The sequence below is a fragment of the Streptomyces yamdrokensis genome (genome assembly GCF_053890455.1).
Genome location: NZ_CM132679.1, coordinates 7,492,867 through 7,518,222 on the forward strand (window position 1 = coordinate 7,492,867; position 25,356 = coordinate 7,518,222).

The window sequence follows — 25,356 nt, forward strand, 5'->3', positions numbered from 1 at the left end:
GACGGGGAACGGGAAGGGCCGGGCCGGGGTCAGGGGAGGATCTTGTCCAGCGCGGCGGGCCCTTCCTCCTCAAGCTTGCGCCTGGCCCATTCGAGGTTGTGCGGGGTGAGATCCTTGCCGGAGGCAAGGACGAGGTCCTCCGGCGACACGTCGGTGCCGGTTCGGGCGTGGAGCAGGCCGTCCGGGGTGGTGCGATCCTCGGGCGGCCGGGACTCCTCGGGCTGGGACGTCGACATCTGTGACTCCTCGGGTCCGGATGGCTGTGGCGGCCCCGGTGCGGTCATCGGGTCCGGTATCACCATTCAACGCGGGAGCCCGCTGTGCATCCGGAACACGGGGGCGCCGCCTCGAAGGGGCCGCTCCTCACGTGCAGGAGTACCTTCCCCGGCCCGCGGAAAACCCGCCCGCCCCGGCGGCGCGGGCCGTCGGGGCCACCGCGGAGGCCAGACAGGGCGCCGCCCGTCTTCCGGTCCTTCAGTGCTTCACTGCTTCGGCCTTTTGGACTAGAAGGGCGACAGCGTCAGGCGTATGCCCGTGGGAGCCGTGTCCTGGATGTACGAGGCGAAGTCGGCGACGTCGTCGAAGGCGAAGCCGTACGCCCTGCCGTCCTCCGTGGCCGTGTGCACGGCCTTGGAGTAGTGGTTGGTGAGCTCGGTCCGGTAGAAGGCCGAGGCGTCGGTGGTCGGCTGGTCGGGGTGGCTGAGCAGCGTCGAGCGGTTGAAGCCGGCACCGAGCACGGCGGCCACCGGACCGGTCGTGCCGTCGTTCGGGGCGGCGAGCGCCCCGTCGCAGAAGAGGACGTCCCGGGTGGACGGCCTGGCGAAGGAGACCCGGGCGGGCCCGTCGAAGGTGAACCTGTCGCCGCGCACCCGGCCGGTGAAGGTCCCGGCGTTCGTGGTCACCCTGAGGTCACGTCCGGTGTAGGTGCTCCACACCTCGTCGATGTACGGGGCCAGGTAGTCCTCGGCGAACAGGCCCGCGTCCAGGCCGTGTCCCGGCGCGATGATCCGGGTGTCGTCCACGACGAGCCGGGAGAACGCCTCCACCTGCCTGAGCGCGTCGAACGCGGCACCGCGGCCCCCGTCCCGGAACACGCCGACGGACTGGTCCTCGGAACCGGTGAGCCGGATGTTCATCGGCACGCTGAACATGTCGACCATCGTGGTGTTGCAGAACATGCCGGCGGAGTTGTGGGTGAACTCCGCGCAGTCGTGCAGCACACCGTAGCTGGGGTCCGAGGCGACCCAGCCTGCCGGGTACTGCAACGCCGCGTTGCCGTTGCCGTCCGCGACGGCCTTGAACTTGAGCTTCTGGCCGAGGGCCACGTAGATGCGGCCGGACATGTACGGCAGGGACAGCCGGGTCTCGCCACTGCCGGCCAGGCTGATCGCGTAGTCGGTGAAGCCGTCGGCGCCGTTGTCCGACAGGGAGACCGGGGCCAGGCTGCCGTCCGGAGCGACCCGGACCTGACGGCCGTCCGCGTTGCCCACGATGTAGAGGTGCACGTTCCCGTTGCCGAAGGAACCACTGTTGTTGACGATCGTCAGGGGCAGGGCTCCCGCCGCTGCCGCCTCGGCCCCCTGCTCGCCGGACTGGTCCGCGAGGGCGTGCGGAGCGATCGCCGCCCCCACGGGCAGGGCCACGGCGGCTCCGCCGAGGGCGAAGAGGACCTTGCGGCGGCCAAGAGTGCGCTGATGGCGAGGAGTCATGCGGGGGGATCTCCCTGGAGTACTCGTGAGGATTGCTGACCGCGTCGACCGGGCGACATGGGGAGGCGGCATGAGAGAGCGCTCTCGTGCGTATGCCGGGGCCGGTGCGCGGCATTGATGCTAGGGACCGTGGCAGCCCCCGCCAACGGTCCGACTTGTCCTTGACCCCGAGCTGACCTGCGCATACCCGAAGGGGAGACGAGGACCCCACGATCGCTTAACCGGTCTTTAATGGCCGCTTAAGCCGGTCGGGCCCGGGGGCCACGGAGCGCACTGAGAGCGCTCCGTTCCGCAGTCGGCCAGGACACCATGAAGGCCGCGGTCAGCGCGTTCCGCTGCGCAGCAGCGTCTCCGCCGTGGCCAGGATCTCCGTGACCCGGAGGGCGAACGCCGCGTCACAGGGGTGGGGAGCACCGGTACCGGCCGCGACGAGGAGGGCGTCCGCGGCCCGGGTGAGGGCCGGGACCGCCCCTTCGGTGGCCTCCGGGAGGAGAGTGACCCCCGCTTCGCCGCGCAGCTCGACCGTGGCTCCGGCCGCGGCCGGGGGAGCCGTCAGGCTCAACGTGAGGCTGCTCGACGCGCCGCTCGCATGGTCGAGGACGAGGTGGACGGTGTCCCCGGGACCGTACGCCGCAGCGGTGACCCGCCGTGCGTCGCCGAGCACCGGAAGCAGTACGGACAGGGCATGTGGGCCGACGTCCCACAGGGCGCCCTTCTCCCGCCGCCACTCGGAGGCGGCGAAGGGATTGCCGTCGGAGGTGAACACCGCCCCGAGCCACTGAGCCCGTCCGGTGAACCACCCGCCCGCGCGCGTCTGTTCGGTGATCCATGCCTTTGGCCCGGGCTGGAAGCGAGTGGTGAAGAAGACCACGGAGGCGACCTGGGCCTGCTCGGCCGCCTCGACCACCGCCCGCCCCTGCGCGACGGTCGGCGCGAGCGGCTTGTCGAGCAGCAGATGGCACCCGGCCCGCGCCGCGCGCGCCGCCAGCTCCGCCTGTACCGCGGGCGGCAGCGCCACGGCGACGGCGTCCACGTCGGCGAACAGCGCCTCGACGTCGGCGTAGGCCCGGGCGCCGTGCAGATCGGCCAGCTCCTTGGCGGCGTCGGGCCGGCGGCCCCACACACCGGCGAAGTCGAGGTCCGGATGCCCGCTCAGCGCGGGGGCGTGTGCCACCCGCGCCCAGGGGCCGGTGCCGAGCAGTCCGATCCGCATGCCGCCGCCTCTCCCGGGGCCGGCGACCGCCGCCGGGCCGGTGTCCTGCCGCGCTCCGTCTGCGCGCTGCAGGTCACGGTGGTCCCTGCCGAAAGGTCATGTCAACGGCCGGGCACCGGGAGATGCGGGCGTCAGCCCTCGGACTGGCTCATGTCGACCATCCAGGGGACGCCGAAGCGGTCCGTGCACATCCCGAACACATCCCCTCCATCTGCTTCTCCAGCGACGCGGACACCGAGCCGCCGCTGGACAGCTCGTCCCCGTAACCGCGCGGTTCGGACCCGTCCTCGCCGCCGAGGCTCGCGACGAGGTTGTTTCCCCGGGCGTGTTCCATGCCCGGCGGCATGCCGGCGCCCATGAGGGGGAAGCCGGCGGGGCTCTCCGGCACGCCGTGCATGATCTTGTCAGCGTTCTCGGATTCAGTGCCCCGTTCGCTGAATGCGTTCGCTTTCTTCTATTGGATTTCGGGCTGCGCGGAGACCAGGCTGGACGGGCTTCCCACAACCGTGAGACGACAGCCGGAAGAGGTCACGCGCTCATGCACACCCGCCGTATCGGTGATGTCGAGGTCGGTGCCGTCGGACTGGGCGCCATGCCCATGTCGATCGAGGGGCGCCCGGACGAGGCCCGCTCCCTGGCGACCCTGCACACGGCGCTGGACGCCGGTGTCACGCTGATCGACACCGCGGACGCCTACCACCTGGGCGCCGACGAGGTCGGCCACAACGAGACCCTGATCGCCAAGGCCCTCGCCTCCCACGGCCGGAGCGGCGACGTCCTGGTCGCCACCAAGGGCGGTCATCTGCGGCCCGGCGACGGCAGTTGGACGCAGGACGGCAGCCCCGGACACCTGAAGAGGGCGTGCGAGGCCTCCCTGCGCCGGCTGGGCGTGGAGGCCATCGGGCTCTACCAGCTCCACCGGCCCGACCCCCGCGTCCCGTACGCCGAGTCCGTCGGCGCGCTGAGCGAACTGCTGGACGAGGGAAAGATCCGCATGGCCGGTGTCTCCAACGCCGACCCGGAGCAGATCCGGCAGGCCGACGAGATCCTCGGCGGCCGGCTGGCCTCCGTGCAGAACAAGTTCTCCCCGGCCTTCCGCTCCAGTGAGCCGGAGCTGCGCCTGTGCGATGAGCTCGGCATCGCGTTCCTGCCCTACAGCCCGTTCGGCGGCATCGCCCGGGCCGGCGAACTCGCCGCGGCCCACGCCCCGTTCGCGCGGATCGGCCACGCACACGGGGTGAGCGCGTACCAGGTGTGCCTGGCGTGGATGCTCGCCAGGTCGCCGGTCGTCGTACCCATCCCGGGAGCGAGCCGGCCGGAGTCGGTCCGTGACTCGGCGGGCGCCGCCGACCTCGTCCTGACGGCCGAGGACATCGCGGAGCTGACCGCCGTCTAGGGCCTGTCCGGCGGATCACGTCGGGGACGATCGGCGGTATCCATCCGTCCGGCCGGGGCGGGTGGGGTCCGGTGCGTGTTCGGCCGCGAGGCGGAGGAGGGCGCCGACGCGATGGGGGGGTCCCTCCCTGCCCGAGCGGAGCCGGGAGCCCGGGGGAGCCGGCGACCGACGACAACGCCGCGGACGGGCGTGCCGGACCCCGCGTCTTCGGCACGATCCGCCGGACAGGCCCCGGGCGGACGGGAGTCTGACGACAGGGCTTACGCCCACACTGGCCGTCCCAGGCGCCGGACGCCGCCGACATCAACACCCCACGCGCTGGTGCACTCCTGGCGTGCGAGGGGGAAAGCGCTCGCTGAAAAAGACTCACAGGGGAGGACCACCGCCGATGGCGTCGTCGCCGGCAAGACCGCTCGACCACCGCTACCGGGGCGAGCACCCGGTCCGCACCCTCGCCTATCTGCTCCGCGCCGACCGCGGCCGGCTCGCCGCCGCGGTCGGCGTCTTCACGGTCAAGCACAGCCCCGTCTGGCTGCTGCCGCTGATCACCGCGTCCATCATCGACACCGTGGTGCAGCACCGGCCGATCTCACAGCTCTGGACCAGCACCGGCGTCATCATGTTCATTCTGCTGGTCAACTACCCGCTGCACCTGCTCTACGTGCGCCTCCTGTACGGCAGCGTCCGCCGCATGGGCACCACCCTGCGCTCCGCCCTGTGCACGCGGATGCAGCAGCTCTCCATCGGCTACCACTCCCGCGTGAGCGCCGGCGTGCTCCAGGCCAAGGTCGTGCGGGACGTGGAGACCGTCGAACAGATGGTGCAGCAGACCGCGGAGATGGGGCTCGGCGCGAGCACCGTACTCATCGGCGGACTGGTCATCATCGGCATCCGCACGCCCGAGTTCCTGCCCGTCTTCCTGGTCGTCGTGCCCACGGCCGCCCTGCTCGTGGCCCGGCTCCGGTCCCGGCTGCGGACCCACAACGAACACTTCCGGCACGAGGTGGAGACCCTGTCCTCCCGGGTCACGGAGATGACCCGGCTCATCCCGGTCACCCGCGCCCACGGCCTGGAGGGCAAGGCCCTGCGCCGGATGGACGGCACCCTGAACCGGCTGCTCACCTCCGGCATGCGCCTCGACCTGGTCAACGGCCGGTTCGGCTCACTGGCCTGGGTCGTGCTCAACGTGGTGGGCGTACTCGTGCTGGCCGGCGCCGCGCTGATCTCGTACCACGAGGTCTGGGGCGTCACCGCCGGCGACGTCGTGATGCTGAGCGCCTTCCTGACCACGCTCACCAACTCCACGACGACGCTGGCGAGCCTGGCCCCGGTCATCACCAAGGGCCTCGAGTCCGTCCGGTCGGTCGGCGAGGTGCTCCAGGCCCCCGAACTGGAGGACAACGAGGGCAAGGCGGAGGTCACCGCCCTGCGTGGCGCGGTCACGTTCGAGGGCGTGGAACACGCCTACCAGCGGGACGAGAGCCCTGCCGTGCGCGACTTCACCCTCGACGTCGCCCCCGGCGAGACCGTCGCCTTCGTGGGTGCCTCGGGCGCGGGCAAGTCCACTGTGCTCAACCTCGTCATCGGCTTCATCCGCCCGACCTCCGGCCGCCTGCTCCTGGACGGCGCCGACATGAGCGGCCTCGACCTGCGCACCTACCGGCGCTTCCTGTCGGTCGTGCCCCAGGAGTCGATCCTCTTCGACGGCACGATCCGGGAGAACGTCGCCTACGGCATGGACGACGCCGACGACGAGTCGGTGCGGTCCGCGCTGCGCGACGCCAACGCGCTGGAGTTCGTCGACCGGCTGCCGCAGGGCCTCGAGACCCTCGTCGGGGAGCGCGGCGCACGCCTGTCCGGCGGACAGCGCCAGCGCCTCGCCATCGCCCGCGCCCTGATCAGGGATCCCAAGGTGCTCGTCCTCGACGAGGCGACCTCGGCGCTGGACACCCGCTCCGAGGCGCTGGTCCAGGAGGCGCTCGCCCGGCTGTTGCGCGGACGGACCACATTCGTCGTGGCGCACCGGCTGTCCACCGTGCGCGGTGCCGACCGGATCGTGGTGATGGCGGACGGCCGGATCCAGGAGATCGGCACCCACGACGAACTGCTGCGCCGGGGAGGGGCGTACACCGCGCTGCACAGTGGGCAGGTGGCCTGACGGAATGTTTGCACGCGACGGGGGTAGGCGCAGCCACACACCCAGAGAAAGGCGCCTTCGTGCTGGTACCGGATCCGAAGACCCTTAGGCAACTGCTGACGCGTTACGCGACGCTGCAGATCGCGCAGGCGGAGCGGCCTTCGCCCGTCGCGGCGCGTGAGCTGGAGGACGTCACGTACACGCTCTGCGTGATGACGGGAACGGCCGGTGTCCGCGAGGCCGTCACCCGCGCGGACGCGCTGCTCGCCCGGGAGCGGACCGTGGCCGTCGGCCGGACCGCGGACCCGGACGGCGAGAACGGCCGCTGTCTGACCGTGTGACCGGCCGTCGCCCGGCCCGCTACGGGCCACCGGCGCCCGCGACGGCCCGTCGCCCGTGGAACGCCGACCGGTAGGCGTACGGGGTGGTGCCCACCACCTTGCGGAACCGCTCGCGGAACGCCGTGGGCGAGCCGAACCCGGACTGCTGGGCGATGCGCTCGATCGTGTGGTCGCTGTTCTCCAGCAGGTACTGGGCGCGCCGCACCCGAGCCCGCAGCAGCCACTGCACCGGCGTGGTGCCCGTCTGCTCGCGGAAACGGCGGCCGAAGGTGCGCTCGCTCATCCCGGCACGCGCCGCCATCGTCCCGAGGGTGACCTCGTGCGCCAGGTTGTCCTCGAGCCACTCGAACAGCGACTCGAAAACCGACCCGCGGGGCATGGGCGGCTGCTTGTGCACGATGAACTGGGCCTGCCCGCCCTCCCGTTCCAGCGGCATGACGGACATCCGGGCCGCGTTCGCGGCCACGGCCGAGCCGAGGTCCCGACGGATCATGTGCAGGCACATGTCCAGCGCGGCTGCCGCACCGGCCGAGGTGAGGATCTGCCCGTTGTCGACGTAGAGCACGTCGGGCTCCACCTCGACGTGCGGAAAGGCGCGGGCCAGCCGGTCCGCGGCCACCCAGTGCGTGGTGGCGCGCAGCCCGTCCAGCAGCCCCGCCTCCGCCAGCACGAACGCGCCCACGCACACCGAGGCGATCCGCGTGCCCGCCTCGGCCGCCCGGCGCAGCGCCGCGACGACGGCGGGAGAGAGCGGAGCGGCGCCCTCGGCGCGGCCCGGGACGATGATCGTGTCGGCGTCCGCCAGCGCCTCCAACCCGCGGTCGACGCGCAGGAACAGCCCGCCGTCCGCCGCCACCTCGGGAGTCTCGGCGCACGGCCGCACCCGGTAGGCGGGCCGGCCGTCGGGCAGCAGCGTCCAGTCGAAGGTCTGCATGGGGGCGGCCATGTCGAAGGGGATGACCTTGTCGAGCAGCAGAATCGCCACGGAGTGCATGAACGCCACGGTAATCGGATTCCCGCCACTCGTGAAAACCGGGGTGGCGGCGACACCGTGGTACGGCTTCCGGAGGAGGAGCAGATGACCAGGGTTGGCGGGAACCCGTCGGAAGCTGTCGATCCAGCCCCTGGGTGGAGGTCGGAAAGGCCCCTAGCGTGAGCCCTCACCGCTGATCACGCCAAGGAAAGAGCCCCGGTGACCAAGTTCCTGCTGTCCCTCCACGTCCTCGCCGCCATCCTCGCCGTCGGCCCCGTGACCGTCGCGGCGAGCATGTTCCCGCCGGCCGCGCGCCGCGCCGCCCCCGCCGGGGGCGACGGACCCGCCGCGACGGCGGTGACCACCGTCGAGGTGCTGCACCGCATCTGCGGGGTCTACGCCCGCATCGGTATCGCGGTGCCCGTGCTGGGACTGGCCACGGCGCTCGCCATGGGCGTCCTGGGCGACGGCTGGCTCGTCACCTCCATCGGTCTGACGGCGGCGGCCGCGGCCGTCCTGATCGCGTTCGTGCTGCCCCGCCAGGACGAACTCGTCGAGCAGCTGGTCCAGCACCGGTCCGTCGACCGGCGAAAGACAGTGCGGCTGGCCATGTTCACCGGTGTGTTCAACCTGCTGTGGGCGACCGTCACGGTCCTCATGATCGTCCGTCCCGGTTCGACCACGGGCGCCTGACCAAAGCCGGCGCCGGTCCGTGCGCCCCGCCCCGGGGCGCGGCGACCGTCCTTCGCGTGCAGGTCTGCGTCAAGCCGTATGGGTGAATTCCCCCTGAACGATGTCCGGGCGCTTACACTCGTCAGTCGCGTCCCCGCCCCGGGGCCGACGAGACAGAGAGGCACGTTGCCGGGTGTTCAAGGAATCCCCCATCTACGACCGACTCGTCACGGAACGCGGTGATGTGCCCGCACAGGTCCGCAGCGAGGCCGAACGGCTGAGCAGGGAACTGGAGCAGGTCATGCGCCCCCTGCAGTCCCCCGGGTACTCCCAGGGCGGCCTCGACCGGCCGCAGTCCCCGGGCAACGGCTGGCAGCGCACCGCGGCCCTGCTGCCCGGGCCCAGGCCGCACTGATCCGGGTACCCGACCGGAGGACGTGCCCGTGCCCCCACGCCCCCGCGTGGTGAGGGGACCTCAGCATGCCGTGGTGCGCGCCTTGTCGGCCTTCGCCGTCTCCTCGGGAACGGGCCGGGCCAGCCACTCGGCGACGGTGCGCGCGATCGGCTGTCCCGTCTCCACCTCGACGAATCCGAACTGCCCCGACTGGTTGCACTCCAGGAACCACCACGTCCCGTCGGCATCCTCGACGAAGTCGAAGGCGCCGTAGGCCAGTTCGGCCTTGCCTAGATAGGCGCGGACGGAGTCGGCGACGCGCGGCGGTACGTCGACCGGCTCCCAGGGCGCCCCGGGCGGCGCGAAACGCACATCCACCTCCGCCGGTTCGGCGCCGGGGTCGGCGGCCTTGCGGGCGGCCAGCAGCCGCTCGCCCACGGCGGTGAGCCGGATGTCGGCACGCTTGGCGATCCGCCGCTGGAGCAGTGTCGGTCCGAACGCCACCGCGGCGAAGTCGGTGTCCGGCGCCACCCTGCTGGTCGGCACGGCCCGCGGCGGATCCTGCGGATGTGCTCCGGAGACCGGTTTGACCACCAGGTCCGGGAACCGCTCCGCGAACTCCCGGGCGGCGCGCGGGAAGGTCGTGATCACCGTGGCCGGCACGGGCAGGCCGCAGCGCTGCGCCAGCCGGAGCTGCCACGGTTTGTGGCGTGCCTGCCGAGCCGCGTCCGGATGGTTCATCCAGCGGGCGTCCGAGCCGCGCAGCATCCCGTAGAGGGCTTGAGCGGCCTCCTCGGTGAGCCAGGGTGACGGCTGGGCCGCCCGCCCGGCCGGGGTGCCCGGCCTGCGCACCCACACGGACCGCAGCCCGCCGATGCTCACCAGCCGCCCCCCGGCGGAGAGATGGCCGCGAAAACGGCCGTGGACGTATTCGCCCGAGAGCGAGACACCGCCGGTCAGATCGGCAGGGTCGAGGCGTACCACCGGAACCCCGGAGCCGTGCAGGTGCACGACCACCATGTCGGCGGTCACATCCTCCTCGCAGGTGAGGATCAGTATGGTCATCGTCTGTGGCCCACGGTCAGTCGTCGAAGTGGGTCTTGGATCCCGCTGTGGACGTCGTGGTGCCCACCTCTCGCAACAGTGCGTGATCGCAGGCCGCCACCCGCCCGTCGGTGAGAACGTTCAACTGCAGTCCGGAGTCGTACACATACGGAGTGGCTACGACCAACTCCGGTGCCGGACGTGCGTAGTTGAGCGCGAACGGTTGCATCGTCTCTCCCTCGTCGGTGCTGCGCCGACCAGGCGACTGCCCATTGTGCGCAGCCGCTTGGTCCGCCGACTTGTTTTGGCTTCCAGAGACTTATACGAATCGAACGGGTGGTTGGTTTCCTCACGGAGCGTAGTCATCGGCGGGTTCGCGATCCGGTCGCCGGGACGCCGCACCGGGTGAACCCGCGCCGAGGGAACCGCGCATCGAGCGCAGCGCGAGCAGCAGCACGCCGACGTCGTCCAGGTACACCGGGTCGGGCAACAGGTCGACAGGCAGGACGAGGTAGAGGACCGCGCCCCAGAACACCCAGCGCGGGCCCGTGGGCAGACCGGCGCGCCGCAGCTCGCGCCGGGTGCGCACCAGCCGCACCGTGACGGCCACGGCGCAGGCCAGCACGGCGGCCGCGGCGGCCGCGACGAGTACCACGGTGGTGGTGTCCACGGGCTGTCCTCCTCAAGATGCGGCGGGAGACGGTCTCCCCCTCTGGATGCCCGGGAACGGCTCCGGTATGACACCCGCGGGAGCCGGCGAAGTGAGGCAGGTCATACAGGTGGCCCAGCCGAGTGGCCGTGCCGGGCGCGGGCGTCTAGTAATGGTCCACGTAACGTCGCTCTTCGTACGCTCGGGGGCGGGGAGCGGCCTGAGTCTTCCTCATGGAGCCGAGCATGACCACCTGCTCATCGACACCTCCGCCGAGTACTTCGAGTCCCTCGAACAACTCGGCCGTCTCGACTGCCTCCGAGATACCCGGCGGGACGGACGTGGTCCTCCCGCCGGAGCCACCACCGACGCCCCCTCCGACCGCCGGGACGGTTCACGGCACCGGCGGACTGCGTGTGGACAGGGATGGGGCCCGGCGACTGCGCCCCGATGAGGGGCAGGGCCGGCAGCGGTACGGAGATCCCGTGGGCAACCTGGTGTACGCGGCGGTGGCGGACCGCCCCCTGGACGAGGTCGCCGACCTCATCACGTCGCTGGCCCGTTCACCCGAACACACGCGGGCCGTGGTCGACGTCCTGCGGGCCATCGGGGTGAGCCGCTCCGTGGAGGACGTGGCCCGTCTGGTCGTCCTGCTGACCCGGCCGCCCCGCGACGCCGACAGCGCGGACGAGGCGATCCGGGCCGCGGCGGCACACCGTCCGGTGGAGGACGTGACCCGGCTGGTGGCACTGCTGCACAGTGAGCAGCTGGCCCCCCACTGCCGTGAGGAGGCACTGCGGGCCGCCGCCTCCGGCCGCTCCGTCGAGGAACTGATCGAGCTGATAGACCGTCTGGCCGCGCAGCCCCCACCGGGCCCCACCGGCCGTCCCACGCCAGAACCGTCCTGGTACGAGGGCGAGCGGGGGGACCCGGACGGCGTGTACGGGGCCGGGAACACCGACCGGGACGGGGGCCGGCGCGGGGAGGGGCGCGGGGGCGTCCGGGACGACGAGCGCCGGGCGCGACCGGGAGCGGGCCTCCCGCCCGCGCACCGCGGCGCACGGGGCGCGGCGGCCCTGCACTCGCGGCAGAGGATCCACCGCCCCGGCCTCCGGGCGCACACGCAGGCGGTCCGGTCCGTGACCTGGTCGAGCTGGTCCGCAGCGGTGGCCCTCGCCGTGTGCGCGGTGTTCCACTTCCCGCTCCGCGGTGACGGTTCCTCCCTGGTCCCGCACGCCCTCGCGGTCGGCCTGCCGGTGCTCTGCACGGTGCTGGCCCTGATCCTGGTCGTACGTCCCGGCGTACTCGTCCTGGCGGCGGCGGTCGCGCTGCCGGCCGCTCTGGCCGGAGCCCATGCCTGCGGCGATTCCTTCCCGTCCGCCGCCCTGTCCCGGGCCGTCGGCCTCGGGCTCGCCCCGCAGTGGCTCGCCGGCGCGGCGGCCGTCGTCGCCGCGCTCCTGGCGCTGACGGCTCTGGTCGTCCGGGTGGCCTCCCCGTTCCCCGGCAGGCGCTGGGCGGTGTGGCCGGAACCCGGTACCCCCCGGGTGCCGGACTGACCGCCGTACGGTCCGGGCGCACCGCCCCGACGCGCGGCCGGCTCCCGGCTGTCCGGTCCTCGGCTGTCCAAAACGGCCCGCCGGACAGGTCGCGCCCTACGGACCGGAAGGCGTCGACTGCGCGTCGGCGGCCGGCGGAGCCTGACGCTCCTTCCCAAAGGACGACGGACGACGTGCCCTGGGGCCGAACCTCAGGCGCTCGAACGTGCGGGTCAGCTGCTGCATCGGGGACGCAGCCGGGGTGCCGGGCGGCAGAGCCCGGACGCCCGGGCCCTCGGCGGCCTCCCGGTACGCGGCCAGCGCCTCGTGGGCGCTCTCGGCGGCCTCCCGGTACAGGTCGCGGGACTTGGTCATGGCCTCCAGCGCGTCGGTGTACAGGGCGACCAGCCGGCGCTCCCGGACGAGCTCCTCCTCCAGGTTCAGCAGGCGCCAGTCCTCCCGCAGCGCGGTCAGCGCCGCCTCGGCGCCGTCCGGCAGCGCACGCGGCAGTGCCGCGAACCGGGTCACCGCGTCCACGAGGCCGGCCGGCCGGGTGCCGTCCAGGAAGACCGCGCGCACCGAGAACTCCCCGATGTCGTAACCGTCCGGGACCGGGCTGCCGGGCAGGACCACCGCGCCACCGCGCGGCACCTCGACGCCACAGTCGCGCAGCGCCCAGTTCACGACCCGCAGCTGGTGCGGTGCGGCCCGGTGCTCCACCACGCGGTGTCGCAGGCCCGGCGGCAGCCAGTGCGCGAGCGGTACCCGGCCGCGGTCGTCCGTGGTCATCGCCTCGTGGACGACGACGTGGATGTTCCACCCGCTCGCGCTCCGCGCGCAGTCGCGCATCAGCCGCCGTACGGCCTTGTCGTCCTCGGGGAGCGGACTGATCTCTCCCAGCCGCAGTCCCGTGGCCGCGTCGTGGTTCCAGCCCGTGTCCGGTTCGTCCATGGGCCAGAACATGCCGGTGGGGGAGGGCCACATGTGGTCCCACCGTTGTTCGGCCTCGGCGACCAGGATCCAGGGCTGACCCTCGCCGGTACCGGGTCCGACACTCAGCCGGGCGCGCACGGTCACCGTGCCGGCGACCCGGACACGGGCCTGGAACACCAGGTCCGGCGCGTCCCCAGGCGACTCCGGCCCTGCCTCGGGCGGCTCTTCGGGCAGTTCCAGGAACGAGTCGATGTCCCCGCCGTCCTCCAGCCGGCGAAGCGCGCGCCGGAGGACGTCGTGGGCGGGGCCCCCGGTGTGCCGGCCGGCGGTCAGCCAGACGGAGGGCGGGATCACGGGGCGGGCTGTGCGTGAGGTCGGCATGGGTCCAGGGGTGAACGGGGGCACGTGCTTCCTGCCATTGTCGTCGCTGTCGGACGGCGGGACCGACACGGGCGGTCCCGCCGGGCGGCGTTTCTCGTCCCCGCCACCCGTGTGGCGGGGCCCTCATGCGTCACGTGCCGGTTCGTACGTGTCGTCCCGCGATGTTCTGCGCGCAGGTGTGTGCCGCGCACGGGGTGTGCGGAGCGCACACGTGGTGAAGGGCCGTCACTCGTGGTCGCGACAGTACCCCGAGACCGCAACGGGTCCCTGCGAGCAGGGCCGGACCGCCATCCGCCAGGGGAAGGCCCTGCCCGCACCCTGCCCCTCCGGGCTCCCTCCCGGCGCGGCTGCGGGCCCCCTCCCGGCGATCGTGCCGGACCTCGAAAATCGCCGACCCTACCAGCGTCGAGGGGGCCATGTTGCATATTCCAAGGGAAAACACCAAAGCCCTCACCTCGGTCGAGCACGCAGCGTAGCTTCGGCGTCACGTTCGCGGTACAGCCGTGCGATGGAGGGGGATCCGGCGTGCCCGGAATCGACGAGAGTCTGCTGGAAGCCATGCGACTGCCCGGTGCGCGAGGAGCGCTGGTGGTCGACTGGATCAGTGGACTCGCGCTGGGCGCGGTGGGCGAGGCGCCGGGCGACGACTCGGAGGCCACGGCGGCGGAGACCGCCGAACTCGCCCGCCTCGCGATGGAGAGCGGCACGCTCGCACCGGCCGACGGCGGGGCGTCGGTCCTGTCCGGAAAGGAAGCACCGGTCCAGGACCTGATCCTCACCACCGTCGACGCCTACCACCTGCTCCGGTTCGTGATCACGACCTTCGACAGCACCGTGTTCCTGTATCTGTGGCTCGACCGCAGTGAAGGCAACCTGGCCCTGGCACGCATCCGGCTGGCCGAGATGGCGGAGCGGCTGGTGCTCGGATGACCACCGCGGCAGCCACCGACGGGCCGGCGCCCGCCATGCTCGGCAGCCTCGCGGCCGACCGCGCCACCGGCGCCCTCTCCACCGAGTCCGGGGTCTTCTACCTGGCCGCGGGACATGTCGTCCACGTCGAATCCGCGCACAGCCCGGACCTCGGCGATCTGCTCACCCGCAGTGGCGCGCTCCCCGCCGACGGCTGGTGGGAGGCGGTCGAGCGGGCCGGCGCCCGCCACCGCGTCGGCCGCCAGCTCGTGGACAGCGGCCGGCTCACCGCCGGCGCGCTGGAGCTGTGCCATCTGGGCGCGCTCTTCGACGCCGCGTACTTCGCGCTCGCCCGGGACACCGCCGCGCTCCGCTTCAGACCCGAGGCCGCCCACTGGTTCGGGGCGGTCCGCCCCGTCCCGGTGACAAGCGTGCTGCGCGAGTCGCGGCGCCGCCGTGACCTGCTGGACCGCATCTGGCCCGACCCCGCCGTCGACACCGCCCCGCTCACCCGCGCACCCGGCGCCGGCGGGGCGGACCTGCCGCCCCGCCGCGGCCGGACCCTCGCCCGGGTCGACGGCGTCAGCACCGCCGCGCAGATCGCCTCGGCCCTCGCGTGCCGTACCTTCCACACCCTCGTCGAGCTGCGCCGTCTGGCCGCCGACGGACTGATCACCCCCGCGCCGCCCCCGCCGGCCGCCTCCGTCCGTCCGGGCACCGGCGCATCCGGTGACGCGTGGGACGAGCCCGACACAGCACTGCTGCGACGGCTCCTGGACGCCTTGGAGGCCCTGTGATCCGCGCGCGTCGACAGCGTGCCGAAAGGAGACTGCTCATGGCCGTCGAGACCGACGTGCTGGACGAACTGCGTCGGCTCCGTACCCGGATCCCCCGGCTGACGGGATCGCTCGCGGCCACCGTCGACGGACTCGTCCTCGCCCACGACGTGCCCGACGCCGAGCCGGAAGGGCTGGCCGCACTCACCGCCGCCGCGCTCGGGGTCGCGTACCGCATGACGGATGCCGCCACCCGCGGAGAGTTCCGCGAACTGCTGGTGCGCGGCACCCGGGGATACGTGGCGACCTACGCCGCCGGAAGCACCGCCGTGCTCACCCTGCTCGCCGACGACCGGGTCAACGTGGGCCGGCTGCATCTGGAGGGCAGGCGCAGCGGTGCCCGGATCGCGGAGCTGGTCGACACCCGCGTCGGCCCGGGCGGGGGCAGGCACGCGGAGCGTGCGGCGCTCGACGCGCACGCTCCGCCGCCCCCGGACGCCGACCGCCGGATCGGCACCCTCCCGGTGCGCACCCCGCAGCGCCCCGCCCACCGGCCCCGGCCCCAGCACGGCGGCTGAACACCGGCTTCCTCCCCTCGGCCGGCCGCCGTGACACGACCTGGAGGCCGGCCGGACCAACCATCACGATCGATAAGGACACCTCTCATGGCCAACACCGAGACCTCGCTCAAGGACTGCCTCAGCTCCATCGAAGGTGCCACGGCCGCCGCACTCGTCGACTACACCAGCGGCATGGCGCTCGGCACGATCGGGGGCGGCAAGGACTTCAACCTGGAGGTCGCCGCCGCGGGCAACACCGACGTGGTGCGCTCGAAACTGCGCACCATGGAACTCCTGGGACTGAAGGAGGAAATCGAGGACATCCTGATCACCCTGGACAGCCAGTACCACCTGATCCGTCTGATCAAGGGGCGCGGCGGCAACGGGCTGTTCCTGTACCTGGTGCTGGACTCTAGCCGTGCCAACATGGCGATGGCCCGCCACCAGCTGCGCCGGATCGAGAACGATCTGGAGGTCTGAACCGGGACCGGCCCGGGAAGGACCGGGTCGGACCAGACCGGTCCGGGCAGGACACAGGACGGGCGTGGGCCCTTCGCGCGTGCTGTGCGCGAAGGGCCCACGCCCGTCCTGCGGAGCGTTCAGGCAGCTGCCTCGGGGAGCCACAGATCGGGACCGAAGACCTCGTAGCTGATCCGCCGGGCGGGGACCCCCGCGCCCAGGAGTTGGCCGCGCGCCGTACGCATGAACGGCAGCGGACCGCACAGGTACACCGACGCGTCCGCCGGAACGTCGATCCCCGTGAGGTCCATCAGGCCGCCGCGCGCTTCGCGCTCCTCGTCGCCCGGCCGCTCGTACCAGAAGACCGCACGGGCGCCCGGCAGTCGCTCCACCAGCGCGCGTACCTCGGCGCGCAGGGCGTGCTCCTCGGGCGAGGTGTCGGCGTGCAGCACCAGGACCCGGCGTGCCGAACCCGTCGCGGTGAGCCGGGCGAGCATGCCCACCATGGGGGTACAGCCGATGCCGGCCGAGACCAGCACCAGCGGGGTGTCCGCCTCGTCGAGGGTCACGTCGCCGGCCGGTACGGACAGGGCGAGCTCGTCACCGGCGCGGGTGTGTGCGTGGAGCAGGCTGGAGACCTCGCCGTCCGGTGCTTCCGGTGCCCCGGCGGTCCGCTTGACGGTGATACGGCGGAGATCGCCGCCCGGGTCCGAGGACAGGCTGTACTGGCGCAGCTGGTGCACCCCGTCGGGCATCCGCAACCGCACGCTCACGTACTGCCCGGCCCGGGCCGGCGGTGCCGGTTCGCCGTCGGCCGGGCGCAGCAGGAACGACACCACGTCGGCGGTCTCCTCGCGCCGTTCGACGACCGTCCACCGCCGCCAGATGTCACCCGGCGCGACTCCCGCGTCCTGGTAGAGGCGAGCCTCCTGCCCGATGAGGGCGCCCGCCATCAGCCAGTACACCTCGTCCCAGGCCGTGGCCACCTCGGGGGTGACGGCGTCTTTGAGGACCTCCGCCATCGCACCGAACAGGTACTTGTGCACGATCGTGTACTGGTCGTCGGTGACTCCGACCGCGATGTGTTTGTGCGCGATGCGTGCCAGCAGGGCGTCCGGCCGGGTGTCCGGGTCGGCGAGCAGCGCCTGCGCGAAGCCGGCGATGGAACCGGCCAGCGCCCGGCGCTGGGCCCCACTGGCCTGATTGCCCCGGTTGAACATGCCGTCCAGGAGTTCGGGACGGTCGCGGAACAGCGCACCGTAGAAGCGTGCGGTGATCTCGTCGAGCGCTCCGGCCACGGCGGGAAGGGTTGCCCGTACCACTGCGGCGGATTCTTCGGACAGCACGAGGTCTCCCAACGACATCACGGGGGGCGGGTGTTGGGCCGCCGTTCCGGACCGGCGGCACTTCTGTATAGCAATCCGACGAGCGTGTTTTCGGTGGTAACCCCTGTTCGCGGGATGCTGCGGGCCCGTCGGCCCGGCAGAAGGGGACCTTCGGTCCCGGGCGGCGCCCGGAGAACGGGGCCGGCCGGCCAGGTCCCGGGGACTCGTGGTGCGCTGTTCGGGAGGGGTCCCTTTGCGCACCGGGGGACGGACGGCGGCCACGTCGAGCTCCACCGGCAGGCGGGGAAGGAGCTCGAACGCGCCGGCGAGCCGGGTGTGGCGGAGGAGTCGCAGCAGGCCTGGGCCGCGCGTGAGCAGCCGCCCGCCACGGGACAGGACCGGCCTGCGCGCACGGCACGGAACGCGCGGGCCCGAGCAGTCGATGAACGGCACGCCGCGCAGATCCAGCACCGGATCAAGAAAGGCCCCGGCGGTCAACGCGTCCAGACGCCGCGACAGGACCGGCGCGGTCAGCAGGTCGGGTTCGCCCCGCGGGGCGACGACCGTCGTTCCGGCGACGATCCGCTCGGTCGGCTCCGCCGCGGGCCTGCCATGATTCTCGGACATACCGGCCAGTCAACCCGTAGTGGCGAGCCGGCCGGCGGGAAACCCGTGGACGGGCACTGGACGAGCGTTGTGCGGGTCTCCTACGGGCGTTGGGAGCTGTCCGGCGGTCCAGTGGTCCGCCGCCCCGGTACCGTGGACGGAGCGACACCGCGGGGGACCGGTGCGGCTCCTGTCGCCGAGGGCGGCCCATCCGCCGGCCGCCCTCCAGGTACCGATGGTCCTGGCACCCCGGCCGGCCGGGCCCGCTCACGCCCGTACGGTCCGCAGCGCGGGGAGCCGGCCGGCTGAGGGCGCGGGCCCTCCGCGGAGAACGGGTGGCCGACGGGAATCAGGGCCGACCGGCCCTGGCCGTTCGGCCCTGAATCGAGAAGGATCCCGGTGAGGGACTTCCCGGCAGCAGCCGGCCGGGGGCACCGGGACACGGCGTACGGCCCGGCACACGGCGGCCCGGCACACGGCGGCCCGGCACACGAGGACAAGGAGTGTCAGATGGCGGACAGCGAACGGCCGGGACCCGACCGGCCCGTCCGGGTCTTCCTGCTGGACGACCACGAGGTGGTCCGCCGCGGAGTGCACGACCTGCTGAACGACGAACCGGACATCACCGTCGTCGGCGAGGCCGCCACCGTCGAGCAGGCACTGGTCCGCGTCCCCGCGCTCCGCCCCGACGTGGCGGTCCTCGACGTCCGCCTGCCCGACGGCGACGGTGTGACCGTGTGCCGTGAGCTGCGCTCGACGCTGCCGGAACTGGCCTGTCTGATGCTCACCTCGTTCGACGACGAGGAGGCCCTGCTGGACTCGATCATGGCGGGCGCCTCCGGCTATGTGCTGAAGCAGATCCAGGGCTCGGACCTGGTCACGGCCGTGCGGACGGTCGCCTCCGGCCAGTCCCTGCTCGACCCGAGCGCCACCACCCGCCTGATGGCCCGGCTGCGGCAGGAGAAGGAGCCGCAGGAGGAGCAGGACGCCCTGCCCGGACTGACCGAACGTGAACGGGAGATCCTCGCCCTGATCGGCGAGGGACTGACCAACCGGCAGATCGGCCAGCGGCTCTATCTGGCGGAGAAGACGGTGAAGAACCACATCTCCCGGCTGCTGGCGAAGCTGGGCGTGGAGCGCCGTATCCAGGCCGCCGTGATCGCCACCCAGGCGCAGGACCGGCTGCGGCGCACGGATCGCTGACGCCGGGTTCGCCGACCGGTGGGATACGGCCGGGCCGCGCCCGTTAACGTGGCACCTGCCGGGGACACGCTGCCGGTACAGCGAGCGGACGGGAGGACCACGGGTGGAGAGCTCCGAGCGGGGCGGGGACCCCCGTCCGCTGCTGCCGCAGCTGCGGCTGGACGACTTGCTGGAGGAGCTCCAGGCCCGGATCGACGCGGCCCGCGGCACGCGCGACCGGGTGCGCAGCCTGCTGGAGGCCGTCCTCGAGGTGGGCCGCGAGCTGGACCTGAAACAGGTCCTGCACAGCATCGTCGACGCCGCAGCGGTGCTGGTGGACGCCGAGTACGCCGCTCTCGGCGTGATCGGCCCCGACGGCAAGCGGCTGTCGGCCTTCCACACGGTCGGCGTCAGCGACGAGGAGATCGCCCGCATCGGCCACTACCCCGAGGGACACGGCATCCTCGGGGAGCTGATCCGGCACCCCCAGCCGCTGCGGCTGGCGAAGCTGTCCGAGCACCCCGCGTCCTTCGGTTTCCCGGCCCACCATCCGCCGATGAACAGCTTCCTCGGCGTCCCCATCCGGGTCCGCGACCAGATCTTCGGCAATCTGTACCTCACCGAGAAGCGTGCCGGGGCGCAGTTCGACGAGGAGGACGAGTCGGTCCTGGCGACCCTGGCCGTCGCCGCGGGCGTCGCCATCGACAACGCCCGGCTGTACGAGGAGTCCCGGCTGCGGGAGCGGTGGCTGCAGGCGAACACGGAGATCACCCACGCCCTGATGTCCGGCAGCGGCGGCAGTGAGGCTCTCCTGCTGATCGCCGAACGGGCCATGGAGATCACCGGTGCGGCACTCGCCGAGGTGGCGGTGCCGATGGAGGGCACCGCGTCGCTGACCGTGGAACTCGCCATGGGCCAGGAGGCCGAGACCCATCGCGGGCTCGTCGTCCCCGTCGACGACAGCCTGCTGGGCCGGGCGTTCACCAGCGCCGCCCCCGTCACCAGCCCGGACGTCTCCTGCGACGAGCGGATGTCGTCCGGACCGCCGCGCTTCGCCGGCCTCGGCCCGGCGGTGGCCGTGCCCGTCGGGTCGGGGGACGGTGTACGGGGCATCGTCCTGCTGGTGCGCGCAGCCGGCCGCAGCGAGTTCTCCGACAAGGAGATCGAGCCGCTGCAGGGCTTCGCCGCGCAGGCGGCGGTGGCGATGGAACTGGCGGAGCGTCGCCGCGACGCCGAGCAGATCGCGGTGCTCGAGGACCGCGACCGGATCGCCCGGGACCTGCACGACCTGGCCATTCAGCGGCTGTTCGCCACCGGGATGACGTTGCAGAGCGCCGGCCGTTTCATCGAGCACAAGGAGGCCTCGGAGCGGGTCTCCCGGGCGGTGGACGACCTGGACGAGACCATCAAGATCATCAGATCGACCATTTTCGGCCTGCGCGCTCACGACGCGGCCTCCGGGGCCGGACTGCGGGCCCGCGCCGTACGGGTGGTCGGCGAGGCGGCCCCCGTGCTGGGCTTCGCGCCCGGCGTGCGGATGGAGGGCCTGGTCGACACCCATGTGCCGAAGGAGACCGCCGACCATCTGGTGGCCGTCCTGTCCGAGGCCCTGACCAACATAGCCCGGCACGCGCGTGCGGACCGGGTGGAGGTGGTCCTCGAGACCGACGGCCGTGAGGTGCGGCTGACCGTCACCGACAACGGCGTGGGTGTCCCGGAGGGCGGCCGCCGCAGCGGACTGCGCAACATGGCCGAACGCGCCGCGCAGCTGGGCGGCGATCTGGAGATCGACAGCGCCCCCGACCGTGGTACCGCCCTGGTGTGGCGCGTGCCCGTGCGGGAGGGCTAGCCCTCCCGCACGGGCACGCGCCGGTGGTCCGGAGGCGGGCCCGGCCGGTGTGTGTTCCTGCCCCGCGCGGGTACCCCGTGCGCAACCACCGGAGCCCGCTGGGCCTGCCGGGGAAGGAGCGTCGACGTGGCCGGCTGGACCTGGGAGTACGAGGGATACGACCCCGCTGAGGTACGCCTGCGGGAGTCGCTGTGCACACTCGGCAACGGTTTCTTCGCCACCCGGGGTGCGCTGCCGGAATGCGCCGCCGACGACGTGCACTACCCGGGAACGTACGCGGCCGGCTGCTACGACCGGCTCACCTCCGAGGTGGCCGGACGGCGCATCGAGAACGAGGACCTCGTCAACCTCCCCAACTGGCTGCCCCTGCGGTTCCGGCTGCCCGGGGGGCCGTGGCTCACCCCCGACACGACGACCGTGCTCGACCACCGTGAGACCCTCCTGCTCTCCGCGGGACTGCTGGAGCGCCTGACCCGGTACGACCTGGGGGAGGGCCGGGTACTGAGGGTGCGCCAGGAACGCCTGGTGCACATGGCCGACCCTCATCTGGCCGCGCTGCGCACCGAGTTCACGCCCGAGAGGCACTTCGGCCCGCTCGAGGTCGAGGCGGCCCTCGACGGCGGCGTCACCAACGCCGGGGTGGCCCGCTACCGGGACCTGGACGGTCGTCACCTGACCCATGTGCACAGCGGCAGTACGACACCGGACACCGTGTGGCTGCGCTGCCGCACCCGTACCTCCGACCTCCGGATCGCCCAGGCGTCCAGGCTGCTCTCCGAGGCGCCCGTCACCCTCCACAAGGAGACCCCGCGGGCCGTCCAGCTGACGCGGCTGCACCTGACCGCGGGCCGTACGGCGACGGTGGACAAGATCGTCGCGCTGTACACCTCACGTGACCCGGCCATCAGCGACCCCCTGCACGCCGCCGTCGACCGGGTGGGCCGCGTCGCCGGCTTCGCGGAGCTGGTGGAGTCCCACCGGACGGCCTGGGGCAGGCTGTGGCGCCGGGGTGAGCTGGACGTGCCCGGGGAGGCCGGCACCATCCTGCGCCTGCACCTCTTCCACGTGCTGCAGACCCTCTCCCCGCACACCGCCGACCTGGACGTCGGCGTACCGGCCCGGGGCCTGCACGGAGAGGCGTACCGCGGACACGTCTTCTGGGACGAGCTGTTCGTGCTGCCCTACCTCAACCTGCACTTCCCCGAGGTCTCCCGGGCCCTGCTGCTCTACCGCCACCGGCGTCTCGACCGGGCCCGCACCGCAGCCCGGGACGCCGGACGCCGAGGGGCCATGTACCCCTGGCAGAGCGGCAGCGACGGCCGGGAGGAGGCTCAACAGGTCCACCTCAACCCGCGGTCGGGCCACTGGGTACCCGACCACTCCCGTCTCCAGCACCATGTGGGGTCGGCGATCGCGTACAACGTGTGGCAGTACTGCGAGGCCACCTGCGACACCGAGTTCCTGCACACCAAGGGCGCCGAACTGCTGCTGCAGATCTCCCGCTTCTGGTCGGACGCCGCCGTCTACGACCCGCTCCCGGGCCGCTACCGCATCAAGGGGGTGATGGGTCCCGACGAGTACCACGACGCCTACCCCGACGCCTCCGAGCCCGGAGTCGACGACAACGCCTACACGAACGTCACCGCGGCCTGGGTGCTGGCCCACACCCTGGACGTGCTGCGCAACCTGCCCGAGCCGCGCCGGCGGGAACTCGACGAACACACGGGCCTCGACCGGAGCGAACTCGAGAGGTGGGAGGAGGTCTCCCGAGCCCTGCACGTGCCCTTCCACGACGGCGTCGTCAGCCAGTTCGAGGGGTACGGGAAGCTCGCCGAACTCGACTGGCGGGACTACCGGCGGCGTTACGAGGACATCCGGCGACTGGACCGGATCCTGGAGGCCGAGGGCGACACCGTCAACCGCTACCGGGCCTCGAAACAGGCGGACGTCCTGATGCTCGGGTATCTGTTCTCCCCGGCCGAACTGCGAGGCCTCTTCCGCCGGCTGGGATACGAGATGGACGAGGCGACCTGGCGCCTCACGGTGGACCACTACCTGCACCGAACCAGTCACGGGTCCACCCTGAGCGGTCTCGTCCACGGATGGGTGCTGGCCCGCGACCGGCGTGCCGAGGCCTGGACGTTCTGCCAGGAGGCCCTGCGCGGGGACATCGCCGACATCCAGGGCGGCACCACCGGCGAGGGCATCCATCTCGGCGCCATGGCCGGCACCCTCGACCTGGTCCAGCGCGGGCTGCCCGGCCTGGAGACACGCAACGGCGACCTCCGGCTGGACCCGGTGCCCCTGCCGGAGCTGTCCTCCTACGGCTTCACCCTGCGCTACCGCGGCCACTGGGGCGTCCGGCTGCGGCTGGAGCGCGGGCGTGTGGAGATCGCCGTACCCTCGTCGGGTCCCGGGCCCGTCGACGTACGCCTCCCGGACCGTACGGTCCGCCTCCAGCCGGGGGAGACGGGCCACCTGCCCCTCACGGACTGACGGTCAGGCGGCAACAGGTCATCAGGCGCCGGTCACTTGTGGAACGTGATGTACCCGTTGCCGTCCCGGTCGGAGCCGCGCCTCGTGTACGCGTGCGCGTCGGCGCGGCTGCCCGTCGGCTTGACGAGGTAGACCGTGTCCTCGAAGGACCGGATGGTACACAACCCTGATCCCGCCTGCACCGAGCGGGTCTCGCGGCCTCGGCGGGCCTGGTGAGCCCCATGGGCCCGGCGGAACCAAGTCCCCCGTGCGCACGACGGAGCGCCCGCCCGGACCGTCAGGTCCGGGCGGGCGCTCCGTCGGTACGTCGTCGTGACCGGGATCAGGTCACGCGCCGCTCTCCCGCAGCATGTCCTCGCGCTCGACGAGCTTCACGCGCTCGCGCCCCTGCGGCTCGCCCAGTGCCTTCTCCGCGGCGTCCAGCCGGTACCAGCCGTCCCAGGTGGTGTAGCGGACGGAGCGCTCGGCGAGGAACGCGTCCACGGCCTCGGGCTCGGGCGTCACGGGCGTCTGCAGCCGTCCGTTCGCGAAGTCGTCCAGCAGGTTCGCGACCGTCTCGTTGGCGTCGCCCTTGGTGTGGCCGATCAGGCCGATGGGGCCGCGCCGGATCCAGCCGGTGACGTACGTCGACGTCAGGTGCTCGCCGTTCTCCTGGACGACCCGGCCGCCCTTGTCCGGAACGGTGCCGGAGTCGATGTCCCAGGGCAGCTTGGGGAGTTTGTCGGACAGGTAGCCCACCGCGCGGTAGACCGCGGTGACGTCCCAGTCCTTGAACTCACCGGTGCCCTTGACGTTGCCGGTGCCGTCGAGCTCGGTGCGCTCGGTGCGCAGGCCGGTCACCCTGCCGTCCTCGCCGAGGATCTCCGACGGCGATTCGAAGAAGTGCAGGAACAGCTTGTGCGGGCGGTCGCCGACATCGCGGATCGCCCACTTTTCCAGCGTCTTGGCGACCATGTCGGTCTGCTTGTTGCCGCGCCGGGTGGCGATCGACCCCTCGTCGTAGTCGATGTCCTCGGGGTCGACGACGACCTCGATGGTGGGGGAGTGGTCCAGCTCCCGCAGCTCCATCGGGCTGAACTTCGCCTGAGCGGGGCCGCGGCGGCCGAAGACGTGGATCTCCCGCGCCTTGTTGGCCCGCAGCCCTTCGTGGACGTTCGGCGGGATCTCCGTCGGCAGCAGCTCCTCCGCCGTCTTGGCGAGGATGCGCGCGACATCCAGGGCGACGTTGCCGACGCCGAGCACGGCGACCTTCTCCGCGTCCAGCGGCCAGGTGCGCGGCACGTCCGGGTGTCCGTCGTACCAGGAGACGAAGTCCGCGGCACCGTACGAGCCGTCGAGGCCGATGCCCGGGAGGGAGGACATCGCCCGGTCGGCGGTCGCGCCGGTGGCGAAGATCACGCCGTCGTAGAACGCGCGCAGGTCGTCGAGGTGGATGTCGGTGCCGTAGTCCACGTTGCCGAACAGCCGGATCTGCGGCTTGTCGAGCACCTGGTGCAGGGCTGTGATGATGCCCTTGATCCGCGGGTGGTCGGGAGCGACGCCGTAACGGATCAGACCGAACGGTGCCGGCATGCGCTCGAAGATGTCGATCGAGACACCCGGGTCGGCGGCGACGTCGGACTTGAGCAGGGCGTCGGCGGCGTAGATCCCGGCGGGGCCGGATCCCACGACGGCTACCCGCAGGGGGCGGGGCATGGTCAGGTTCCCTTCGAGCGATGACAAGAGCCTCGCCGGAAATCCTAAACTGAGGCATGCCTAACCTGGTACGCGGGTTCGGTCTATGGACTCATAAGTGGACCTTATGACTGCCCTTGTGG

Annotated in this window: 24 protein-coding genes and 1 pseudogene; 13 read left to right on the plus strand and 12 right to left on the minus strand. The window is 72.3% G+C overall.

What is annotated here, in order from left to right:
* Positions 1–29: 29 nt before the first annotated feature.
* From ACWZEH_RS33010 to ACWZEH_RS33025, 4 genes are all read right to left on the minus strand, one after another.
* On the minus strand, positions 30–236 hold the full coding sequence (locus ACWZEH_RS33010; protein ID WP_257852878.1) for a hypothetical protein: 207 nt from the start codon (positions 234–236) through the stop codon (positions 30–32).
* A gap of 267 nt (positions 237–503) precedes the next feature.
* On the minus strand, positions 504–1,709 hold the full coding sequence (locus ACWZEH_RS33015) for a glycoside hydrolase family 64 protein (protein WP_456194724.1): 1,206 nt from the start codon (positions 1,707–1,709) through the stop codon (positions 504–506).
* Positions 1,710–2,031: 322 nt separating this feature from the next.
* On the minus strand, positions 2,032–2,922 hold the full coding sequence (locus ACWZEH_RS33020; protein WP_456194725.1) for a Gfo/Idh/MocA family protein: 891 nt from the start codon (positions 2,920–2,922) through the stop codon (positions 2,032–2,034).
* Between the two features lie 148 nt (positions 2,923–3,070).
* Positions 3,071–3,310: a hypothetical protein gene (locus ACWZEH_RS33025; RefSeq protein WP_456194726.1), complete on the minus strand. Its 240-nt coding sequence runs from the start codon at positions 3,308–3,310 to the stop codon at positions 3,071–3,073.
* 150 nt (positions 3,311–3,460) lie between these two features.
* On the opposite strand from ACWZEH_RS33025, the gene ACWZEH_RS33030 reads away from it, so the two are divergent.
* The 3 genes from ACWZEH_RS33030 (at position 3,461) to ACWZEH_RS33040 (ending at position 6,796) form a co-directional block, all read left to right on the plus strand.
* The gene (locus ACWZEH_RS33030) at positions 3,461–4,318 is read left to right on the plus strand and encodes an aldo/keto reductase (RefSeq protein ID WP_456194727.1); all 858 of its coding nucleotides are present in this window, start codon (positions 3,461–3,463) and stop codon (positions 4,316–4,318) included.
* Positions 4,319–4,706: 388 nt separating this feature from the next.
* Positions 4,707–6,476, plus strand: a complete 1,770-nt coding sequence (locus ACWZEH_RS33035) for an ABC transporter ATP-binding protein (RefSeq protein WP_456194728.1) — start codon at positions 4,707–4,709, stop codon at positions 6,474–6,476.
* 59 nt (positions 6,477–6,535) lie between these two features.
* Positions 6,536–6,796, plus strand: a complete 261-nt coding sequence (locus ACWZEH_RS33040; RefSeq protein WP_456194729.1) for a DUF5133 domain-containing protein — start codon at positions 6,536–6,538, stop codon at positions 6,794–6,796.
* A 19-nt stretch (positions 6,797–6,815) separates the two neighbouring features.
* Here ACWZEH_RS33040 and ACWZEH_RS33045 read toward each other — a convergent pair whose 3' ends face one another.
* Positions 6,816–7,790 carry a GlxA family transcriptional regulator gene (locus ACWZEH_RS33045; protein WP_456194730.1) on the minus strand — a complete coding sequence of 325 codons (975 nt, stop codon included), beginning with the start codon at positions 7,788–7,790 and terminating at the stop codon, positions 6,816–6,818.
* A gap of 198 nt (positions 7,791–7,988) precedes the next feature.
* Here ACWZEH_RS33045 and ACWZEH_RS33050 point away from each other — a divergent pair, with 198 nt between their 5' ends.
* A complete protein-coding gene (locus ACWZEH_RS33050) occupies positions 7,989–8,462 on the plus strand; it encodes a DUF2269 family protein (protein ID WP_456194731.1) in 474 nt (157 codons plus the stop codon).
* Between the two features lie 172 nt (positions 8,463–8,634).
* Positions 8,635–8,856 (plus strand): hypothetical protein, encoded by a 222-nt coding sequence (locus ACWZEH_RS33055; RefSeq protein ID WP_456194732.1) that lies wholly within the window; start codon positions 8,635–8,637, stop codon positions 8,854–8,856.
* 60 nt (positions 8,857–8,916) lie between these two features.
* Here the strand turns inward: ACWZEH_RS33055 and tgmB are convergent, their stop codons facing one another.
* From tgmB to ACWZEH_RS33070, 3 genes are all read right to left on the minus strand, one after another.
* A complete protein-coding gene (gene tgmB, locus ACWZEH_RS33060) occupies positions 8,917–9,900 on the minus strand; it encodes an ATP-grasp ribosomal peptide maturase (protein WP_456194733.1) in 984 nt (327 codons plus the stop codon).
* 16 nt (positions 9,901–9,916) lie between these two features.
* On the minus strand, positions 9,917–10,108 hold the full coding sequence (gene tgmA / locus ACWZEH_RS33065) for a putative ATP-grasp-modified RiPP (RefSeq protein WP_456194734.1): 192 nt from the start codon (positions 10,106–10,108) through the stop codon (positions 9,917–9,919).
* Positions 10,109–10,228: 120 nt separating this feature from the next.
* On the minus strand, positions 10,229–10,549 hold the full coding sequence (locus tag ACWZEH_RS33070; protein WP_456194735.1) for a YkvA family protein: 321 nt from the start codon (positions 10,547–10,549) through the stop codon (positions 10,229–10,231).
* A 464-nt stretch (positions 10,550–11,013) separates the two neighbouring features.
* Here ACWZEH_RS33070 and ACWZEH_RS33075 point away from each other — a divergent pair, with 464 nt between their 5' ends.
* Positions 11,014–12,084, plus strand: a complete 1,071-nt coding sequence (locus ACWZEH_RS33075; RefSeq protein WP_456194736.1) for a hypothetical protein — start codon at positions 11,014–11,016, stop codon at positions 12,082–12,084.
* A gap of 96 nt (positions 12,085–12,180) precedes the next feature.
* Here the strand turns inward: ACWZEH_RS33075 and ACWZEH_RS33080 are convergent, their stop codons facing one another.
* Positions 12,181–13,377, minus strand: a complete 1,197-nt coding sequence (locus ACWZEH_RS33080; RefSeq protein ID WP_456194737.1) for a hypothetical protein — start codon at positions 13,375–13,377, stop codon at positions 12,181–12,183.
* A 525-nt stretch (positions 13,378–13,902) separates the two neighbouring features.
* Between ACWZEH_RS33080 and ACWZEH_RS33085 the strand changes: the two genes are divergently transcribed.
* The 4 genes from ACWZEH_RS33085 to ACWZEH_RS33100 all read left to right on the plus strand — a co-directional run bounded on the left by ACWZEH_RS33085 (position 13,903) and on the right by ACWZEH_RS33100 (position 16,102).
* Positions 13,903–14,307, plus strand: coding sequence for a hypothetical protein (locus ACWZEH_RS33085; RefSeq protein ID WP_456194738.1), 405 nt, complete (start codon positions 13,903–13,905; stop codon positions 14,305–14,307).
* Positions 14,304–15,083 (plus strand): hypothetical protein, encoded by a 780-nt coding sequence (locus tag ACWZEH_RS33090; RefSeq protein WP_456194739.1) that lies wholly within the window; start codon positions 14,304–14,306, stop codon positions 15,081–15,083. The genes ACWZEH_RS33085 and ACWZEH_RS33090 overlap by 4 nt, the downstream gene beginning before the upstream one ends.
* 38 nt (positions 15,084–15,121) lie before the next feature.
* Positions 15,122–15,640 (plus strand): roadblock/LC7 domain-containing protein, encoded by a 519-nt coding sequence (locus tag ACWZEH_RS33095; protein ID WP_456194740.1) that lies wholly within the window; start codon positions 15,122–15,124, stop codon positions 15,638–15,640.
* Positions 15,641–15,727: 87 nt separating this feature from the next.
* Entirely contained in the window at positions 15,728–16,102 is a 375-nt protein-coding gene (locus tag ACWZEH_RS33100) for a roadblock/LC7 domain-containing protein (protein WP_456194741.1), read from the plus strand.
* A gap of 119 nt (positions 16,103–16,221) precedes the next feature.
* Here ACWZEH_RS33100 and ACWZEH_RS33105 read toward each other — a convergent pair whose 3' ends face one another.
* The gene (locus ACWZEH_RS33105) at positions 16,222–17,427 is read right to left on the minus strand and encodes a globin domain-containing protein (protein WP_456194742.1); all 1,206 of its coding nucleotides are present in this window, start codon (positions 17,425–17,427) and stop codon (positions 16,222–16,224) included.
* A 1,095-nt stretch (positions 17,428–18,522) separates the two neighbouring features.
* On the opposite strand from ACWZEH_RS33105, the gene ACWZEH_RS33110 reads away from it, so the two are divergent.
* From ACWZEH_RS33110 to ACWZEH_RS33120, 3 genes are all read left to right on the plus strand, one after another.
* Complete coding sequence (locus tag ACWZEH_RS33110) at positions 18,523–19,215, plus strand: response regulator (protein WP_456194743.1); 693 nt, start codon at positions 18,523–18,525, stop codon at positions 19,213–19,215.
* 103 nt (positions 19,216–19,318) lie between these two features.
* Positions 19,319–21,043 carry a sensor histidine kinase gene (locus tag ACWZEH_RS33115; protein WP_456194744.1) on the plus strand — a complete coding sequence of 575 codons (1,725 nt, stop codon included), beginning with the start codon at positions 19,319–19,321 and terminating at the stop codon, positions 21,041–21,043.
* Between the two features lie 126 nt (positions 21,044–21,169).
* The gene (locus tag ACWZEH_RS33120) at positions 21,170–23,539 is read left to right on the plus strand and encodes a glycoside hydrolase family 65 protein (protein WP_456194745.1); all 2,370 of its coding nucleotides are present in this window, start codon (positions 21,170–21,172) and stop codon (positions 23,537–23,539) included.
* A gap of 32 nt (positions 23,540–23,571) precedes the next feature.
* Here ACWZEH_RS33120 and ACWZEH_RS33125 read toward each other — a convergent pair.
* Together ACWZEH_RS33125 and ACWZEH_RS33130 are read right to left on the minus strand one after the other, a co-directional pair.
* Positions 23,572–23,682, minus strand: a pseudogene (locus ACWZEH_RS33125) (lamin tail domain-containing protein); the annotation flags it as partial.
* Positions 23,683–23,866: 184 nt separating this feature from the next.
* Positions 23,867–25,234: an FAD-dependent oxidoreductase gene (locus ACWZEH_RS33130; protein WP_456194746.1), complete on the minus strand. Its 1,368-nt coding sequence runs from the start codon at positions 25,232–25,234 to the stop codon at positions 23,867–23,869.
* Between the last annotated feature and the right edge of the window lie 122 nt (positions 25,235–25,356).

Bases quoted from the DNA above. Each gene is read 5' to 3' on its own strand.
- ACWZEH_RS33045 (WP_456194730.1), bottom strand. From the start codon at position 7,790: ATGCACTCCGTGGCGATTCTGCTGCTCGACAAGGTCATCCCCTTCGAC.
- tgmA (WP_456194734.1), bottom strand. From the start codon at position 10,108: ATGCAACCGTTCGCGCTCAACTACGCACGTCCGGCACCGGAGTTGGTC.
- ACWZEH_RS33080 (WP_456194737.1), bottom strand. From the start codon at position 13,377: ATGCCGACCTCACGCACAGCCCGCCCCGTGATCCCGCCCTCCGTCTGG.
- ACWZEH_RS33130 (WP_456194746.1), bottom strand. From the start codon at position 25,234: ATGCCCCGCCCCCTGCGGGTAGCCGTCGTGGGATCCGGCCCCGCCGGG.
- ACWZEH_RS33110 (WP_456194743.1), top strand. From the start codon at position 18,523: ATGGCGGACAGCGAACGGCCGGGACCCGACCGGCCCGTCCGGGTCTTC.
- ACWZEH_RS33020 (WP_456194725.1), bottom strand. From the start codon at position 2,922: ATGCGGATCGGACTGCTCGGCACCGGCCCCTGGGCGCGGGTGGCACAC.
- ACWZEH_RS33100 (WP_456194741.1), top strand. From the start codon at position 15,728: ATGGCCAACACCGAGACCTCGCTCAAGGACTGCCTCAGCTCCATCGAA.
- ACWZEH_RS33090 (WP_456194739.1), top strand. From the start codon at position 14,304: ATGACCACCGCGGCAGCCACCGACGGGCCGGCGCCCGCCATGCTCGGC.
- ACWZEH_RS33015 (WP_456194724.1), bottom strand. From the start codon at position 1,709: ATGACTCCTCGCCATCAGCGCACTCTTGGCCGCCGCAAGGTCCTCTTC.
- ACWZEH_RS33030 (WP_456194727.1), top strand. From the start codon at position 3,461: ATGCACACCCGCCGTATCGGTGATGTCGAGGTCGGTGCCGTCGGACTG.
- tgmB (WP_456194733.1), bottom strand. From the start codon at position 9,900: ATGACCATACTGATCCTCACCTGCGAGGAGGATGTGACCGCCGACATG.
- ACWZEH_RS33035 (WP_456194728.1), top strand. From the start codon at position 4,707: ATGGCGTCGTCGCCGGCAAGACCGCTCGACCACCGCTACCGGGGCGAG.
- ACWZEH_RS33010 (WP_257852878.1), bottom strand. From the start codon at position 236: ATGTCGACGTCCCAGCCCGAGGAGTCCCGGCCGCCCGAGGATCGCACC.
- ACWZEH_RS33095 (WP_456194740.1), top strand. From the start codon at position 15,122: ATGGCCGTCGAGACCGACGTGCTGGACGAACTGCGTCGGCTCCGTACC.